General features: G+C 36.7%; 15 protein-coding genes. 14 read left to right on the top strand and 1 reads right to left on the bottom strand.

Annotated features, from left to right (window positions below):
- Positions 1–40: 40 nt before the first annotated feature.
- Positions 41–406: a CotD family spore coat protein gene (locus TY13_RS09705; protein ID WP_230199419.1), complete on the bottom strand. Its 366-nt coding sequence runs from the start codon at positions 404–406 to the stop codon at positions 41–43.
- A gap of 261 nt (positions 407–667) precedes the next feature.
- Here TY13_RS09705 and TY13_RS09710 point away from each other — a divergent pair, with 261 nt between their 5' ends.
- The 14 genes from TY13_RS09710 to TY13_RS09770 all read left to right on the top strand — a co-directional run bounded on the left by TY13_RS09710 (position 668) and on the right by TY13_RS09770 (position 17,870).
- Positions 668–1,216: a glycerol-3-phosphate acyltransferase gene (locus TY13_RS09710; RefSeq protein WP_042474925.1), complete on the top strand. Its 549-nt coding sequence runs from the start codon at positions 668–670 to the stop codon at positions 1,214–1,216.
- A gap of 1 nt (position 1,217) precedes the next feature.
- Positions 1,218–2,750 carry a GNAT family N-acetyltransferase gene (locus tag TY13_RS09715; protein WP_042474928.1) on the top strand — a complete coding sequence of 511 codons (1,533 nt, stop codon included), beginning with the start codon at positions 1,218–1,220 and terminating at the stop codon, positions 2,748–2,750.
- 219 nt (positions 2,751–2,969) lie between these two features.
- Complete coding sequence (locus TY13_RS09720) at positions 2,970–4,070, top strand: GerAB/ArcD/ProY family transporter (protein WP_042474929.1); 1,101 nt, start codon at positions 2,970–2,972, stop codon at positions 4,068–4,070.
- A gap of 1 nt (position 4,071) precedes the next feature.
- On the top strand, positions 4,072–5,496 hold the full coding sequence (locus TY13_RS09725; protein ID WP_042474932.1) for a spore germination protein: 1,425 nt from the start codon (positions 4,072–4,074) through the stop codon (positions 5,494–5,496).
- Positions 5,493–6,635, top strand: coding sequence for a Ger(x)C family spore germination protein (locus tag TY13_RS09730; RefSeq protein WP_042474934.1), 1,143 nt, complete (start codon positions 5,493–5,495; stop codon positions 6,633–6,635). Before TY13_RS09725 ends, TY13_RS09730 begins: the two co-directional genes overlap by 4 nt.
- Before the next feature lie 153 nt (positions 6,636–6,788).
- A complete protein-coding gene (locus TY13_RS09735) occupies positions 6,789–7,769 on the top strand; it encodes a tetratricopeptide repeat protein (protein WP_042474937.1) in 981 nt (326 codons plus the stop codon).
- A gap of 114 nt (positions 7,770–7,883) precedes the next feature.
- The gene (gene tig / locus TY13_RS09740) at positions 7,884–9,170 is read left to right on the top strand and encodes a trigger factor (protein WP_042474940.1); all 1,287 of its coding nucleotides are present in this window, start codon (positions 7,884–7,886) and stop codon (positions 9,168–9,170) included.
- Positions 9,171–9,421: 251 nt separating this feature from the next.
- On the top strand, positions 9,422–10,690 hold the full coding sequence (clpX, locus tag TY13_RS09745) for an ATP-dependent protease ATP-binding subunit ClpX (protein ID WP_042474943.1): 1,269 nt from the start codon (positions 9,422–9,424) through the stop codon (positions 10,688–10,690).
- A 220-nt stretch (positions 10,691–10,910) separates the two neighbouring features.
- On the top strand, positions 10,911–13,229 hold the full coding sequence (gene lon / locus TY13_RS09750) for an endopeptidase La (protein WP_042474945.1): 2,319 nt from the start codon (positions 10,911–10,913) through the stop codon (positions 13,227–13,229).
- A 4-nt stretch (positions 13,230–13,233) separates the two neighbouring features.
- A complete protein-coding gene (gene yihA / locus TY13_RS09755) occupies positions 13,234–13,815 on the top strand; it encodes a ribosome biogenesis GTP-binding protein YihA/YsxC (protein WP_042474948.1) in 582 nt (193 codons plus the stop codon).
- Between the two features lie 146 nt (positions 13,816–13,961).
- Positions 13,962–14,438 (top strand): GNAT family N-acetyltransferase, encoded by a 477-nt coding sequence (locus TY13_RS09760; protein WP_042474951.1) that lies wholly within the window; start codon positions 13,962–13,964, stop codon positions 14,436–14,438.
- A 15-nt stretch (positions 14,439–14,453) separates the two neighbouring features.
- The gene (locus TY13_RS20140; RefSeq protein WP_074432955.1) at positions 14,454–14,627 is read left to right on the top strand and encodes a YjfB family protein; all 174 of its coding nucleotides are present in this window, start codon (positions 14,454–14,456) and stop codon (positions 14,625–14,627) included.
- Between the two features lie 65 nt (positions 14,628–14,692).
- Positions 14,693–16,360 (top strand): hypothetical protein, encoded by a 1,668-nt coding sequence (locus TY13_RS09765; RefSeq protein WP_042474954.1) that lies wholly within the window; start codon positions 14,693–14,695, stop codon positions 16,358–16,360.
- A gap of 76 nt (positions 16,361–16,436) precedes the next feature.
- Positions 16,437–17,870: an S-layer homology domain-containing protein gene (locus tag TY13_RS09770; RefSeq protein WP_042474957.1), complete on the top strand. Its 1,434-nt coding sequence runs from the start codon at positions 16,437–16,439 to the stop codon at positions 17,868–17,870.
- The last annotated feature ends 12 nt before the right edge of the window (positions 17,871–17,882 follow it).

Consider the following 17,882-nt stretch of genomic DNA (forward strand, 5'->3'; position numbering starts at 1 on the left):
GTGTGAGTGCCTAGTCTCACACAATTCTCACTTTTTATCTTTAGTAACGTCTACCACGTCTATGATGGTACGGATTAAATGGTTGACCGCAAATTGTATTTGTTTCACAGCATTCATTTATAACTGATTGTGTATGCGGGAAGTAGTGTTGGTTGTTTATCATTTGTCGATTTACAACTGTTAAATGTGAAGGATGAATATGTGGTACTACTGTATTTGTCACATTTGTTTGTACGAATTGTCGAGTTGGTGAAACGATTGGCGGACTAAATTGCGTTGGTCCTACTTGTGTGGGTAGAACTTGAGCATCTCTTCCTGCCATTGGATTGCCGCCCCATGCACCACCGACTCCAGTGTCCCAATAACCACCTCTATTAGGGTAATTGCCCCCAAATCTATTAACCATTTTGAGCCCCTCCTTTTTCACTGAAATAGTAAGTCATATTTAACATATGAAAAAAGTTGCCACCTTTCTATAGTTATGCCTATTGTTAAGTAGAAAAAAATAGGATGAAACACAATTCCACAGACAAATGAATTAATGTAAAATATAAGGAAATCCAGTTACAGGTTGTGTGCTAGGTTTAAACAAGTAGAGAAAAGTGGGAAGGAAAGTAGGCGTTAGTGAAATGCTGCAAATTAAATTAGATAAAGTAGTGCATGGGCTATGATGGTTGTTTATTATTTATTCGGCAGTTATTTACTTGGTACAATAATGACCGCATGGCTTGTAGGGAAGTGGTATGGGCAATCGTTACAGCAACAGTTTAGTGGTAATTTAGGGGCTCGTAATGCAGGGAGAGTCTTTGGCAAAAAGGCATTTATTTTGACGGCGGTAGGCGATGGCTTAAAAGGTGTCATCGTTGTAGTAATTGGGCGTTACATAGGGTATGAGAATACTATAATTACATGGGCGGTATTTTGTGTTTTACTTGGGCATCTTTATCCTTTTTGGCTAAGCTTTAAAGGAGGAAAAGGTGTTGCAACGATAGTAGGTGCGCTTATTACATTGAATACTCTTTATTTTAGTGCTTTTATTATTAGTTTTATCGTGGCAACGTATTTATTGAGAAGTGCAACATTTGGTCTGTGTGTTGCGTTGATTTTATATAGTGCTGTTGTTATTTTTGCAGGTGTATTACCTGCAACGCTTATTTGCAGTATTGTACTTATTTTATGGAAGCACCGACAAAATATAAAAGAGAGGCTGATATAATATGTATTGGTGTAAAATAGCAACATCTGAAAAAGAATTCGAAGAAATTGCTACATTAAATTATGAAACATTTGTAGAGGAAATCCCACAGCATCCAGCAAATGTGGAGCGTCGTTTAGTAGATAAATTTCATGCAGACAATACATATCTTGTCGTATATAAAGAGCAACAACTTATCGGTATGCTAGCATTACGCGATAAGCGACCGTTTTCATTAGATGGCAAAATAGGCTTTGTGGAACAATTTTTAGAAGATGAAGATTGCCAAAAGCTATGTGAGGTACGTCTGTTAGCAATAAAAAAACAATTTCGCAACGGTCGAGTGTTTTTTCGTCTCGCACAGGCGCTAGCAAACTATTTATTTGAACGGCATTACACAGCCTGTGTCATATCGGGTACAACAAGAGAAGAAAAACTATATAAGCAGATGGGGTTTCGTCAATTTGCTGAAGCTGTTGGGACAAGTGAAGCGCTGTTTTTACCAATGGTATTAACGAGACAAGATAGCGCCCCTCTACGTCAACGTTTAAGGCGTCACGCTTTGAATTTTTATCCTGGTCCTGTATGGCAACAAGAGTCACTTGCACAGACGGATTTATCTCATCGCTCCTTCGCCTTCCAATTATTATTTCAAGAGCTACAACAGCGATTGGTGTCATTGTCACATGCTAAATATGTAACGACACTTGTTGGAACTGGGACATTAGCAAACGATGCTATGCTGGCGCAATTAAAATCTGATTTTTCGGGAAGTAAAGGATTACTTGTATCAAATGGTGAGTTTGGTGAACGGCTAGTCAAGCAGGCCAAACAACAGCAAATGACATTTGATGTGTTAACTTTTGCATGGCATGAACCACTTGATTTAGTGCATATCGAGGAGGCTCTTAGAAAAAGAAGATATAAATGGTTGCTCTATGTACATGGTGAGACGTCTACAGGGATGTGTAATGGTGAACAACTTGCAATGCTAGCCGCACGCTATGGTGTAGTGGTATGCGCCGATTGTATTAGCTCATTTGGTGCATTACCGTTCTCGCTTGCACCATTTTATTTAGCAACAGCTGTTAGTGGTAAGGCAATAGGTGCGCTTAGTGGACTGGCTTTTGTTTTTTCAAATCACCAACCGCAGTCTAGTGAAGCACCGCTGTATATCAATTTGGCACACTATGAACAATTGCAGATTCCATTTACATTACCAGCAGCACTTATACATAGCACATTAACCGCTTTACGACACTATCCTGCGCGCTTTGAACTGTTAGCAAAGCGGATGAAATTGCTACAAGACTGGTCCTGCTATGCTGAATATGCGTTTAAAACAAACCCTTATTCAATGATTGCATCATTTAAGTTGCCGAACGAGCTGCATCGTTTAGGTGATGATTTAAAGTTGAATGGCATTTATTTGCATGATGAAAGCAGTTATTTGCAAAATAGAGGCTTAGTGCAATTAAGTATTATTCAACCTTATTTTGAAGAAGCTTTTACCTTATTAAAAAAGATATATAGTCAATATGAATTAATTGACTAAAGACAAAAAGGCTGTAAGAAAGGAGATGTTCATTTCCTTTCTTACAGCCTTTCGACATTTTTATAAAAAATATCGATTATGTGACTATAGTATATACAATTTGCAACTTTAGCTTATGAAAAATGGAAACAATGGAAAAGCTATTACTAGCAATAAAGTGGTATCAAGAAAAGCTGGCTCACTTATTGTGAATTTTAAACAAGATGAGCGAGGTAACACATGAATTCTAGTAAAACGATTAGTACATTGCATGTCATACTTTTAATGATGACGGTGATTGGGCTGAAAAATCATGTGACGATTCTTCCACCTCTAATACATAGGGCGGAACGAGATGCATGGATGTCGGTATTTTGGGCTGTTATTGTTTTAATACCATGGCTTTTCATGATTATTTACTTACACAAACAGATTGGTGAGTTATCTTTCCGAGATTGGTTGTTGGAGAAGGTAGGGAAATTTTGGGAAAGATTAATTATCTATATATTTGTTGTGTACTTAATGATTATGGCAGCTTTCACATTGCGTGAAACAATGCAATGGGTTAAGGTAACTTTTTTACCTGAAACCCCTGAGCTACTATTAATTTTAGTTTATATTGCATTATGTGTATTTTTAGCTACTACAGGTGTTCAAGGGATTGTTATGGTTAATGTTATTGTACTTACAGGTGTCGTAATTTTAGGCTTTTTTGTAGCAATTGTTAATATAAAAGTAAAAGAATATGAGCTAATACTCCCTTTTTTAGAGCATGGTTTATCACGGGTTTTATATGCTGGATTTTATCCTGCATCAGGCTATGTAGAGCTCTTTTTAATATTGCTTATTCAGAACCAAATAAAAGAGCGGATGAAGTGGCAATATTTTGCTGTAATTTTGTTTATTTTAGTTTGGTTAACGCTTGGACCACTCCTTGGTTCCATAGCAGAATTTGGACCTACTGAAGCTAAAAACCAATACTATCCTGCATATGAGGAGTGGCGACTTGCCTCCATCGGACGCTTTATAGAGCATGTTGACTTTTTCTCTATTTATCAATGGCTAACAGGAGCTTTTATGCGCATAGGCTTTATTATATTTACCATTGTTCATTTACTACGTTTAGATAATCAAAGAAAGCGTATATTAAAAATTATGGTACCAGCTTTTATTGCGGTTAGTTTGCCATTATTTTTGCTCAATGATCGTGCGTTTCTACAAATAAAGAGTGAATTTTTCTTAATAAGTACTTTTGCTTTTTTCTTTATTTGGGGAATTATTTTAACGCTTATCTCATTGAAAAAAACGAAAAAATTGCCAAGGAAGAAGGTGGAGCAATGATATGCAGTCAAAAATAACAAATACAGAGCTGCGCCAATTATTCAATCAAACTGAGGATGTACTATATCAAACATATCAATTTCCAGCATCTACAGTCAGTATAATTACTTGTCAGGCAATGGTTGATACACATTTATTAAACGAGGTTATTGTGCCACGGGTGAGTGCAGCTTGCCAGCAACAATGCGAATCAATAGAAGAGCAGCTATATTTACCTAGTTTACAGCAAGTCAAGTCGTTGGAAGAAGTAGTGACACTTGTTTTTACAGGTTTTGCTGTTATTTATTTTGAGCAGCAGCAGCAGCTTTTTTCGAGTAATATTGCTAAAAAGCCTAATCGAAACCCTGAAGAAACGAATTTAGAAGTATTAGTTAAAGGACCACGAGATAACTTTATTGAGGATCTTACGGTAAATATTGCAATAATTCGTAAACGTTTGCCTACAAATTCATTGTCAGTTGAAAAATATATAATTGGAAGGCGCTCAAAAACAACTGTAGCACTCCTTTATATGAATGATATTGCGAATGAAACTATATTAAACAGCATTCGCAAACAACTTAAAGAAATTGATACAGATATCATTATAAGCGCTGACTTATTAATGGAGCGTATAAATAAAAAAGGACAATTAATACCGCTCACAACGAATACCGCAAGAGGAGATTTTGCTGTACAGTCTTTGGTGAGTGGTCGTTTTTTAATATTAGTTGATGGCGTTTCATATGCAGTTGTTTTTCCAATTAATTTATTGATGTTATTAAAAACAAGTGAAGATAATGAATATCCAGTGGTATTTGGCTCTTTTGAGCGTCTATTGCGCATAGTTGGTATATTATTTGGTTTACTCTTACCAGCATTTTGGCTAGCGCTAACCACCTTTCATCAAGAACAGCTTCCATTTCAATTGCTTGCGACGGTTGTACAATCGAATCGTGGCTTGCCACTGCCATCATCACTGGAGATGCTATTAATGTTATTAATGTTTGAGCTTTTCCGTGAAGCGGGGCTACGTTTACCAAGCATTATTGGGGGAACAATAAGCGTAGTTGGTGGCTTGATTATTGGAGATGCAGCTATTCGTGCTGGTGTTACAAGCCCTGCAATGATTGTCGTGATTGCAATTTCTACAATTGCCACTTTTACACTTGTAAATCAATCACTCGTGACAGCGGTTAGTCTACTGCGTGTCAGCTTTATTTTAGTTACATCATTATTTGGTCTATTTGGCTTTTTCGTATGCTTATATGTATTGCTTGCTTATTTGGCAAACACTCGTATATTTGGTGTTCCTTATTTGAGTATAGCGACTGATTTGAGCTGGGAAACGGTAAAAAAATCATTGATACGTGAGACTCCTCAAAAAAATGAGACGCGTCCTAAGGTATTAAATTTACAGGATGAGACTAAGGATGGTACACAATGAAAAAGGGTGTATATTGTTTCATCTTATGCAGTCTAATTTTAGCCTCATGTTGGGATAATAACGAGCCAGAACGTATGCTTTACATTCATGGTATAGGTGTAGATTATAAAGATGGTCAATTTGAAATTTATGCACAATTATTAGATTTCTCCAATATTGCGAGGTCAGATCAACCAAATTCAGAATCAATTCAAACCGAAGTTGGTCGCGCAAAAGGCCGAACGATTGATGAAGCAGCGGTAAACTTATATCGTGCTGTTGACCAACGGATTTTATGGGGGCATTTATCTTATGTTGTGTTTTCACAGGAGTTGTTGAAAAGTGGTGAACTTATGCAAGCGATTGACTCATTTGTACGATATCGAGAAACGCGCTATACGATGTGGGTATATACGAGTGACGAAGCGTTAAACGAGCTGTTGCTTGTCACACCAATTTTAAACAAAGGCATGACTTTTTCAAGGGTAGCAGATCCTTTAAACGCCTATCATCAAGAGTCCTTTGTTGAGCCAGTAAGTTTACGTACAATGCTTATTGATTTAGATGAGCCAGGTCATCAAGTCAATGTGCCTTTTATGGTTTCTAGTGATAAATGGGAAACTCCGAAAGGTCCAGATCCCGTATATGAAGTCAAAGGCATTAGTGTTATTACTAAATCTGAATTAAAAGGCTCATTATTGGATGGAGAGGCAGAGGGGTTACGTTGGATGTCTAAGCATACAGAACGTGCGCAGATTACTTTAAAAAATGGGAATGATCAAATACAGTACACAACAATTATTGTAGATAAAGTAAAGCCTAAAATTAAGCCAGTTGAGGAAAATGACCAACTGCGATTTGATATATCAATTAAAGTACAAGTAACAACAAGTGGGCAAGATGGACGAAAGGGTGACCAAAAATTAAAAAAAGAGATAACTGAGCAAATAAAAAAAGAAGTAGAACGCACTTATTTAAAAGGATTAGAGAAAAAAATGGATGTCTATAGACTATCTGAGCAGGCATATCGAAAAAAACTCAAAGTGTGGCAACAGTTGAATAAGGATGGAGAAATTCCTTTAACAGAGGATTCTATCCGAAAGTTAGATATTAAAATTGAAAAAATAAAAACAGAGCGTACTACGATGCACGAGCGCTAAAGATAAAAGTTGTTAAAGACATCTTATTCCTAAGGTGTCGTTACATATAGAATGTATTATACATCTTCAGGGCTTCTTGTTGTCCGATAAGCTATTCACATGTAAAATAGTGAAATAGATAATCCAGATGTTACCGTAACGGGAGTGAGTAGTTTGAAAAAAAAGAAGCATCAAATACAGCAAGAGAATAATGTGATTCTGTTTCCCGGTGTTGGTGAACGATTATTGGAACAAGCGCATGCTTATGCAGAAAGCTACCAATACAATTTAGCCTGTGAAGCTTTTGCGGAAGCGTTACGTTATATAGAAGGTGATGAAGTTACATTAAGTGTCTATGCCTATTCATTGTATGAAATACGTGCATTTAAGCAAGCAAAGGAAGTGTGCGAGGAGCTTTTAGCTATTGGTCCTACAATGTACTTCGAGGCAATGGAGCTATACTTAACAATCTCCATGCAGCTACGTGAATTTAGACAAGTAGAAAAGCTGATTGAAACATTGCTTGATGAAGGAGCTATTCCAGAAAATCAACTTGAAAAGTTTCAACGTCTAAAAAAGTTAAATGCAGAAATAGCAAGCAAGCAAGTGCTGCAACAAGAAATCACAGAGCCTGCGGTTGACAAGTTATTAATAGAGGATTTTTTACAACTTGCTCAGCATGAACAGCTTCAAACGATTTATCAGCTGACAGGTACGAATATACGCCCGATTGTTCAATCGTTAATAAAGATTATCCAGCACGAAGAAGTACATCCATTTATTCAAAGTCTCGCACTTATCTTACTTGTAGAGCAACAGGTAAATGCATCAATAACTATGGGGAAATTTCATTACCAGCGTGTTGTTAACCCCGCGGACTTGGCATTGCCTACAGAAATGCCGCAGTTCCAAGTAATCGAGGCTTATATAAAAAAAGTGTTAGAAAAAGATCCGACAACGCTAGAGATGGTACAACAATTACTAGCGAAGCATGCGATTGTTACGTATCCTTTTGAATGGCTTGATTATGATGCAGAGGATGTAGCGCAAAGCTATATTGATTATGTGCATATGTTATTTGGTAAAGTACAGGAGATGGATTATGAAATTGTTGGATTTTTGCAACAACTCGAAACATTTTCAGAATTGTTATAGCCGTATGAAAAAAGTTGAAACATTACGCATCTATGATATACTAAAATGGTTGTAGGAACTGTATAAAACAAATATGTTTGTTAGCAGAGCAATTTAATTTTGGAGGTTATATACATGTCAGTTAAATGGGAAAAACAAGAAGGTAACCAAGGTTTATTAACAATCGAGGTACCAGCTGAAGAAGTAAACAAAGCTTTAGACAAAGCTTTCGCTAAAGTTGTAAAGCAAATTAACGTGCCTGGTTTCCGTAAAGGGAAAATGCCTCGCCCGATGTTTGAAAAACGTTTTGGTGTTGAAGCACTTTACCAAGATGCTTTAGAAATTATCATCCCAGAAGCGTATGCAAACGCTATTGATGAAGCTGGTATTGAGCCAGTTGATTTCCCAGAAATCGATGGAACTGAAAACTTTGCTAAAGGTGAAGGCTTCACATTCACTGCAACAGTTATCGTGAAACCAGAACCTAAATTAGGTGATTATAAAGGTCTTGAAGTAACTAAGCTTCCAACAGAAGTAACAGATGAAGAAGTAGACGCTCAAATCGAAGCAGAATTAGCGAAAAAAGCTGAGCTTGAAATTAAAGAAGACGAAGCAATCGTTGAGGGTGATACAGCGGTTATCGATTTCGAAGGCTTTGTAGGTGACGAAGCATTCGAAGGTGGTAAAGGTTCAGACTACCCATTAGAAATCGGTTCAGGCTCATTCATTCCTGGCTTTGAAGAGCAATTAGTAGGTGTAAAAGCTGGAGAAGCAAAAGATGTTGTTGTAACATTCCCAGAAGAATACCACGCTACTGAATTAGCTGGAAAAGAAGCTACTTTCAAAGTAACAGTGAAAGAAGTAAAAACAAAGGTATTACCTGAATTAAATGATGAATTTGCTAAAGAATTAGATTCTGAGGTTGATAGCGTTGAAGCTTTACGCGCAAAGATTAAAGAAACAACAGCGGCACAAAAAGAATCAGATTCTGAAGCTGCGCTACGTGACGAATTAGTTGAAAAAGCAGCTGAAAACGCTGAAATCGACATTCCACAAGCAATGATTAACACTGAAGTAGATCGCATGGTACAAGAATTTGGTCAACGTTTACAAATGCAAGGTATGAACCTTGAGCTTTACTACCAATTCTCTGGTCAAAGCGAAGAAGCTTTACGTGAGCAAATGACTGCTGATGCTGAAAACCGCGTACGTGTATCACTAACACTAGAAGCAATCGCTGCTGCAGAAGGCATTGAAATTTCTGAAGAAGATATCAATGCTGAATTAGAAAAAATGTCTGCACAATTTGGTATGACAGTTGAGCAAATCACAGCAGCATTAGGTGGTACAGCAGTTTTAGAAAATGATATTCGCACACAAAAAACAGTTGAATTACTAGTTGAAAACGCGAAAATTTCTTAATTAGAGTTACTTGCAAAATATAGATAAAACAAGGTACGCTATTTTGTACCTTGTTTTATCACATATACATAGAAAACATAGTTGATCTAACCTAAATGCAACTATGGATTGCTTTTTAATGTAAGTATGGCTAGGCATATATTTTTGTGTAAAACCTATAATATACATAAATCAATAATAAAGGCAGTCAATATATTTGATAAAGAACAAATAATCTTGTAAGATTGAAGCTTGAATAGGGGTGAAACAAATTGTTCAAATTTAATGATGAAAACGGCAATTTAAAATGCTCTTTCTGTGGAAAACCACAAGAACAAGTTCGTAAGCTGGTGGCAGGACCAGGTGTATATATTTGTGACGAATGTATCGAACTATGCTCTGAAATTGTTGTAGAAGAGCTTGGAGTAGAAGAAGAAATCGACTTTAAAGATATTCCAAAACCTAAAGAAATTTTAGGGATTTTGGGTGAGTATGTGATTGGACAAGAGCGCGCTAAAAAAGCTTTAGCTGTGGCGGTTTACAATCATTATAAACGCATTAACTCAAATGCTAAAATTGACGATGTGGAATTGTCAAAATCTAATATTGTGTTAATAGGACCAACAGGTAGTGGTAAAACATTATTAGCACAAACATTAGCACGCATTTTAAACGTACCATTTGCGATTGCAGACGCAACTTCTTTAACAGAGGCTGGCTATGTCGGAGAAGATGTGGAAAATATATTATTAAAGCTTATTCAAGCAGCTGATTATGATATCGAGCGTGCGGAAAAAGGTATTATTTATATCGATGAAATCGATAAAGTGGCACGCAAATCAGAAAATCCGTCAATCACTCGCGATGTATCTGGTGAAGGTGTACAACAAGCGTTGCTGAAAATTTTAGAAGGCACAGTGGCAAGCGTCCCACCACAAGGCGGTCGTAAGCACCCACATCAGGAGTTTTTACAAATTGATACATCAAATATCCTATTCATCGTAGGTGGTGCGTTTGATGGAATCGAGCAAATTATTAAACGTCGTCAAGGTGAAAAAGTAATTGGTTTCGGATCAAATCCAAATAAAGTGGAAGAAGATCAAGGGTCATTACTTTCTCAACTTATTCCAGAAGATTTATTGAAATTCGGTCTTATTCCAGAATTCATCGGGCGTTTACCTGTATTAGCAAGTTTAGAGCAGCTAAATGTAGAGGCACTTGTACAAATTTTAACAGAGCCTAAAAATGCATTAGCAAAACAATATCAAAAAATGCTTGAACTTGATAATGTAGAGCTTGAATTTGAAGAGAAGGCGTTAGAGGAAATCGCTAAACTTGCGATTGAGCGTAAAACAGGCGCACGTGGCTTGCGTTCTATTATTGAAGCAACAATGCTGGATGTAATGTTTGAATTGCCATCACGTGATGACATTGTAAAATGTATTATTACTGCAGAAACAATCGTTGATAAAGCGGAGCCTAAATTGCTACTAGCAGATGGCACTGAACTGAAAAGAGATAACGAAAAAACGTCTGCCTAAAAATATTACAGCGAACAACAAAAGCTGACATCGAACGTGCATCAGCACAAGTAGGTAGTCAGCTTTTCTCTATATTGCAAACAGTTGTAGTGCAATTTTTCTTCGTAAATTTTTGTACATAAAAATGATTCGTATCCGATAACAAATAAAGATGTTGAATTAAACACATACTATAAATAGCGGGTTGTTACGGATTGAAATTGATGGAGGTGAGTCCCGCATGAATAAGATAAAAGAAAATATACCATTATTACCATTAAGAGGCTTGCTTGTTTATCCTTCAATGGTGCTACATATTGATGTAGGGCGGGATCGTTCAGTTGCAGCATTAGAGCATGCAATGGTAAATGAAAGCTATATTTTTTTAACCGCGCAAAAGGATATGCGAGTAGAAGCGCCTGAAAAGGAAGATCTATTTAAAATCGGTACGCTAGCAACAGTGAAGCAAATGTTAAAATTACCAAATGGTACATTACGCATTTTAGTGGAAGGTATTAGCCGTGGCGAAATAAAAAAATATAAAGAGGAACTTAATTTTACAACTGTAGACGTAGATTTATCGGAAGATCCAACATATAAAGACTCTGAAACAGAGGCTTTAATGCGTACTTTATTGGTTTTTTTTGAAAAATACGCAAAAATGTCGAAAAAAATTACGGAAGAAACGATTGATTCTGTAGTAGACATCACGGAGCCTGGTCGATTAGCGGATGTTATTGCCTCACATTTACCATTAAAGGTACAAGAGAAGCAGGAGATTTTAGCGATTTTCAATGTCAAAAAACGTCTGGATAATTTAATTATTCGTCTACATGATGAGCAAGAAATTTTAGACCTTGAAAAGAAAATTAATAACAAAGTAAAACAAGCAATGGAACGCACGCAAAAAGAGTATTATTTGCGCGAGCAAATGAAAGCTATCCAAACAGAGCTAGGCGATCGTGATGGTAAGATGGGTGAGGTTACTGAATTACGTAAACGTATTGATGCTTCTGGAATGCCTGAATCAACAAGGAAAGTAGCATTAAAAGAGCTTGATCGCTACGAAAAATTGCCAGCAGCTAGTGCCGAAAGTGGTGTAATTCGAAACTATGTAGAATGGCTAGTGTCTATTCCATGGAGTGAAAAAACGACAGACCGTTTAGATATTGCGCACGCAGAAGAAATTTTAAATCGTGACCATGATGGATTAGAAAAAGTGAAGGAGCGTATTTTAGAGTATTTATCTGTGCGTCAGTTAACGAATACTTTACGTGGTCCTATCCTTTGTTTAGCTGGTCCTCCAGGTGTTGGTAAAACGAGCTTAGCACGTTCAATTGCAGAAAGCTTAGATCGTAATTTTGTCCGTATTTCACTTGGCGGAGTGCGAGATGAGTCTGAAATTCGTGGGCATCGTCGAACGTATGTTGGAGCTATGCCAGGTCGTATTATTCAAGGAATGAAAAAAGCAGGAACAATCAATCCGGTCTTTTTATTAGATGAAATTGATAAAATGTCGAATGATTTTAGGGGCGACCCTTCAGCAGCGATGTTAGAAGTATTAGATCCAGAGCAAAACCATACATTTAGCGATCACTATATCGAAGAGACGTACGATTTATCAAACGTATTATTTGTTGCTACTGCGAATGATTTAAGCACTATTCCTGGACCATTGCTTGACCGTATGGAAATCATTTCGATTGCAGGCTATACAGAATTAGAAAAGACTAAAATTGCTGTTAATCATTTAGCACCAAAACAAATAAAGGAGCATGGCTTGAAAAAAGCACAGCTTATTTTGAAAGAGGAAGCGATAGTCGATATTATTCGTTATTATACACGTGAAGCAGGTGTGCGTGGCTTAGAGCGACAAATTGCAACGATTTGCCGTAAAGTAGCTAAAATTATTGTTTCTGGTGAGAAAAAACGTGTAACACTGAATGCTAAAACATTAACAGAGCTGCTTGGTAAGCATCGCTATCGTTATGGTCAGGCAGAGGAAGAAAATCAAATTGGTGTAGCAACGGGCTTAGCTTATACATCTGTTGGTGGCGATACGTTACAAATTGAAGTTTCATTAACACCAGGAAAAGGTAAAATTCAGCTGACAGGTAAATTAGGCGATGTTATGAAAGAGTCGGCACAAACAGCTTTAACATTTGTCCGTTCTTTAACGACAAAGCTTGGTGTTGACGCAGACTTTTTTGACCAGCATGATTTGCATATCCACGTACCTGAAGGAGCTGTTCCAAAGGATGGACCATCTGCTGGAATTACAATAGCAACAGCAATCGTATCTGCTATAACGAATAAACCAATTAAGCGCGAAGTTGGTATGACAGGAGAAATTACGTTGCGCGGTCGCGTATTGCCAATTGGTGGTCTAAAGGAAAAATCGTTAAGTGCTCATCGTGCAGGGTTAACAACGGTTATTTTACCGAAAGATAACGAGCGCGATATCGATGATATTCCAGAAATGATTCGTGAGCAGCTTACATTTAAACTTGTGTCACAGGCGGAGGAAGTTCTAGCATTGGCACTTGACGGAGGTTTTTAATTTTATGAAAGTCCATAATGTCGAAATGGTCATTAGTGCCGTTAGACCAGAGCAATATCCAGAAGATGGACTGCCAGAATTTGCATTAGCAGGTCGTTCAAACGTTGGGAAATCGTCATTTATTAACCGAATGATTGGGCGCAAGGCGATGGCGCGTATTTCATCAAAGCCAGGCAAAACACAAACGCTCAATTTTTATAAAATTGAAGAGCAATTATTTTTTGTTGATGTACCAGGCTATGGTTATGCAAAGGTTTCAAAATCAGAGCGTGCTGCTTGGGGGAAAATGATTGAAAAATATTTCACTGGGCGAGATTTATTAAAAGCCGTTGTGTTAATTGTCGATTTGCGTCATTCACCGACTGGGGATGACCAGATGATGTACGATTTTTTAAAGCATTACAATATTCCATGCATAGTTATTGCAACGAAGGCAGATAAAATCCCAAAAGGTAAATGGGATAAACATAAAAAAATTGTCAAAGAAACACTTGATATGGACCCAGCTGATAAACTTATCGTCTTCTCATCAGAAACAGGATTAGGCTTTGAGCAGGCATGGGGAGAAATTGAGAAATACATTTAAACTTAAAAATGCAAAAAAGGTGCCAAAAAGCAGATGAATATCTGTTTTTTGGCACCTCTTATATTTTTTTATGTTAAAATGAATTGAAAGAAAAAACTAGATAATTCACGTTTTTGTCCGATGAAATATAGTAGGGGGAAATAGCTATGCCTATAACAAAAATAACTGAGAAAAATAGATTACAAGTAATTGATTTTTTTGAAGAAAATTGGGGTAGCTCAGAGATGATCATTTCTTCTGGTACATATGTTTGTAGTGAACTTGATGGCTTTATATTTGAAGAAAAAAATCGAATTTTAGGGCTAGTGACATATGTTATTCACAAGCATGAAGTTGAGGTAATTTCTTTAGATAGCATTGCAGAAGGAAAGGGAATAGGGTCGCTTTTAATGAAAGAAGTGGAGAAATTAGCACAACAAAAAGCAATTTCGACCATATCGCTAGTGACAACTAACGATAATTTAAATGCTCTAAGATTCTATCAAAAAAGAGGTTATAAAATAGAGGCTGTATTTCCAAATGCTGTTGAAAAAGCAAGAGAAATTAAATGTACCATTCCTATGATTGGAAATGATGGAATACCTATCACTGATGAAATTCGCCTAGTTAAAATTGTGAGCTAATAGGAGGTGGATAAGATGGATATCGCAGCATTAGCAATGAATATGAAGCAAACACAATTGATGCAACAAGTATCAATTGCTGTCACAAAGCAAGTAATGGAATTTGAACAGCAAAGCACGGAGCAGCTATTAGAAGTAATAGATGTACCACATCCGAATTTAGGACAGTCAATTGATATTTCTGTATAAGGAAGTCGTCCATTGGCTTAATGGACATTACATATGCAATTTGTAACACAAGAGGAGGAAGCGCATTGTTTAAAAAAGCAGCAACAATGCTCGTAATGCTTGTGGTGTTATTTAGTCTCATAGTGCCTAATCAGCAAGCAGAAGCAGCAACAACATACACATTTATTTCGGCAACATATAATGAAACGGTTGCAAAAGATGGTACTGTAACGAAAGCATTAAGTGGCGTTACATTGGAAAATAGTCGAGGCAATCGTAGCACATTTAATATGGATAATAGCGCAAAGCTTTATATTAATAATACTTTGACTACAATTGAGGGCTTTAAGTCAGGTATGGAGGTTACAGTAGTAGTAAATTTGCGTAGAGTAACAGAAATGCGTGGGACTTCAGCCGTTGAACAAGGAACAATTGCACCCAGCAGTAAGCAAAAATATGGGACTGTGACAAAAATCGATCCAAATGGCTTATTTGTAACAATTAAAATGGATGGTACAAAAGAGCAGGATTACTACGTGAATAAAAATACGAAATTCATAAAGGGTTCTTCTACTTATGAGTTAAGTGCGCTGTATGAAGGGGACCGTGTAAAAGTGAAATTCTCAAGCCCTTCAACTTCTATTATTTCTGAAATGGAAATTATTGTAACGGGTGTACAGGTGGCAAATGTTTATAAGGCAAAGCTACAAACGGTTAATACTTCAGCAAATACATTTGTTGTACAAAATGCACATGCCTTTACAAATTGGTTATTTGGTACTTCAGAAAAAACTGCAATGAACACATTTACATTCGATAATAATACATCGATTTATGTAGGCAATGAAAAAATTACAAAAAATCAGCTAAGAAACTATCAGAACAGTGAGCTGTATTATGCTACAACGAAGCAGTTTGGCAAAGAAGTAGTAAAAAAGGTTGTTGTATTACAAAATAATGAGCGTACTTATTACGAGCCATTAACTGCTGTTAATACTTCTTTAAACTTCTTACGTTTAGGCTATGCAGGCCAACTATACTTCCACGAAGGCTCGATTTTAATCCGTAACGGTCGTTTAGTAGAGCCATCGACTTTAGCAGCATATGGTTCGGCTTATGTAGTGACAGACGGTACGACGAATAGCCGTTTTGCACATGTTGTTAATATTACGAATGATAGCTTTACATCACCGAACTTAGCACAACATGGCTTGTATTTTGGTAAATTAGAATTTGTTGATATGGATAATTATTTAATCGAGCTAGATGGACTTGAAAAAATCGAAAATAATTATTGGGTACCACAATCAAAGACTACTTTTGCTTATAGCAATAGCTCACATATGGTAACAAATGTACGTAACGGTGTTATTTCAATTGTGCCGAATATGGATTTAATTGAACATGAAGGGGCATATGGTTACTACTATGTGAAAGATGGACATGTTCAAGCATTGCATGTACTGACATCATCACAGAAAAAATCACAGCTTGTACTAACAGGCCGTATTCAAGATTTCCGCACATTGACAAGCAATGGAAAGGAAACACGTCTAATGAACGTAAAAGATGTGAGTCAATGGTTGAATGGTGAATGGATTGATAGTGGCTCTTTAACAAATGTTATGTTAGACCAGGCGATGATTATTAAAAATGGTAAAGTAATTAAAGCTTCAGAGCTAAATGCATCTGATCGAATTGTCTTATTTACAAATGCGGCATTCGATGCACACGTTATTTTAGTGAATGAATAATCTTAAAAAATAAAAATAATGAAGGCTGTTCAATGGCTGAACAGCCTCCTCATTATTTAATTAAGGAGTGTAGAGCATGAAACAGCGTCAATGGTTAATTACAATCGTCTCCTTATTGCTATTTTCAGTAATTTTTTATTCGGGAAAGGCTCAGGCAACAACGATTGATTTAAATGGTGGAGTTAAAAATGAAAATACGTATGAGGAATACATATTTATTACTGGGGTGCCTATTAAGCTAACTGGTACAAATAAAAATGTATCTGTAACCGTAGCTGAAAAAAAGGGGCAATTGACAGAATCGTATAAGCTGACATTAACAGGGGCTAGTGGAGAAAAATTAACCCGTCAATTTACATATGTATATGATGTAACAAATTACGATCAAATCGGTCAAAGCACAGCAACGGGTGAAGTAACAAAGTATACAGAAAAAATTACTGTTGGAAATAAAACGTATACATTAACAGACTACCAATTTTCAAAAAGCGCAGTGACAGACAAACGTCCTGCATCTGATTATTTTTCAGGTAATGCGATTGCACGTAAAACATATTCGGTGAAAAATGGTAGAAATACAGACGAAATTACAATTCATATTGACAGCCGTAATGAAGGCTACGAAAACTTCTGGGGAGCGACAGAAACTCAAATTACAGAGTACGAAATGGTGTTTGAGGACGGCTCAATTGGTACAGTGAAAAACCGTGTATCTTCGTCAAAATCTCGTACATTAAACTTTGAGGAGAATGCATCTACTTTATCAAGCTTTTATGGCGGATATGTTGTAAATAGTGCAGCTGATATTATTTCTGAATATGAGTATAAACTGCCAAAAAAATCAGGAACCGTTTCATTAAACTTGGAAAAAATGCCTCGGATCGAGCGATTAATCGTTCCAAAATTTAGAGATTTATCAAGCCATCAAGCAAAAGATGCTGTTGAGAAACTATATTCGTTAAGCATTTTAGATGACCCGTCGAATTTCTTCTCCCCAAATACACCAATGCAGCGCTATGATTTTGCGGTTGCTATTGGAAAAGCAATTGATTTACGTGTATTAGAGGAAAATACAAAAAAAGGAAGAAAATCACCGGAAGGTATTTTTAAAGATGTAAAACGAACAACGAAGGATTACGGCTATTTAGAATCGGCTGTGAATAAAGGTGTAGTATCAGGTGTTACACCAACAAAATTTGATCCAAGCGGTTATTTAACTCGTCAGCAAGCTGCGACAATTTTAGTTCGTGCACTTGGTCTAGAAGGGAAAGCACCAGATCCGGGTTATAAAACACAATTCCGTGATGATGCGAAAATTACAGATTATGCGCGTGATGCAATATATGTTGCATCAGAATTAGGCATAATGACAGGTGATTCAAATGGCAATTTCAATCCAAAGCAAAATTTAACACGTGCACAAGCGTCACTAATCATGATTCGTTTCCTTGAGTATTTAGAAAATGACTTAAAGCAAAATTATCGTGATGATATTTTATTCTTTGACTAAGGAGGGGGCTAC

The sequence above is a fragment of the Bacillus ndiopicus genome (genome assembly GCF_000612805.1).
In the GTDB taxonomy this organism is placed as follows: Bacteria; Bacillota; Bacilli; order Bacillales_A; family Planococcaceae; genus Metasolibacillus; species Metasolibacillus ndiopicus.

Bases quoted from the DNA above. Each gene is read 5' to 3' on its own strand.
- TY13_RS09705 (WP_230199419.1), bottom strand. From the start codon at position 406: ATGGTTAATAGATTTGGGGGCAATTACCCTAATAGAGGTGGTTATTGG.
- TY13_RS09710 (WP_042474925.1), top strand. From the start codon at position 668: ATGATGGTTGTTTATTATTTATTCGGCAGTTATTTACTTGGTACAATA.
- TY13_RS09715 (WP_042474928.1), top strand. From the start codon at position 1,218: ATGTATTGGTGTAAAATAGCAACATCTGAAAAAGAATTCGAAGAAATT.
- TY13_RS09720 (WP_042474929.1), top strand. From the start codon at position 2,970: ATGAATTCTAGTAAAACGATTAGTACATTGCATGTCATACTTTTAATG.
- TY13_RS09725 (WP_042474932.1), top strand. From the start codon at position 4,072: ATGCAGTCAAAAATAACAAATACAGAGCTGCGCCAATTATTCAATCAA.
- TY13_RS09730 (WP_042474934.1), top strand. From the start codon at position 5,493: ATGAAAAAGGGTGTATATTGTTTCATCTTATGCAGTCTAATTTTAGCC.
- tig (WP_042474940.1), top strand. From the start codon at position 7,884: ATGTCAGTTAAATGGGAAAAACAAGAAGGTAACCAAGGTTTATTAACA.
- lon (WP_042474945.1), top strand. From the start codon at position 10,911: ATGAATAAGATAAAAGAAAATATACCATTATTACCATTAAGAGGCTTG.
- yihA (WP_042474948.1), top strand. From the start codon at position 13,234: ATGAAAGTCCATAATGTCGAAATGGTCATTAGTGCCGTTAGACCAGAG.
- TY13_RS09760 (WP_042474951.1), top strand. From the start codon at position 13,962: ATGCCTATAACAAAAATAACTGAGAAAAATAGATTACAAGTAATTGAT.
- TY13_RS20140 (WP_074432955.1), top strand. From the start codon at position 14,454: ATGGATATCGCAGCATTAGCAATGAATATGAAGCAAACACAATTGATG.
- TY13_RS09770 (WP_042474957.1), top strand. From the start codon at position 16,437: ATGAAACAGCGTCAATGGTTAATTACAATCGTCTCCTTATTGCTATTT.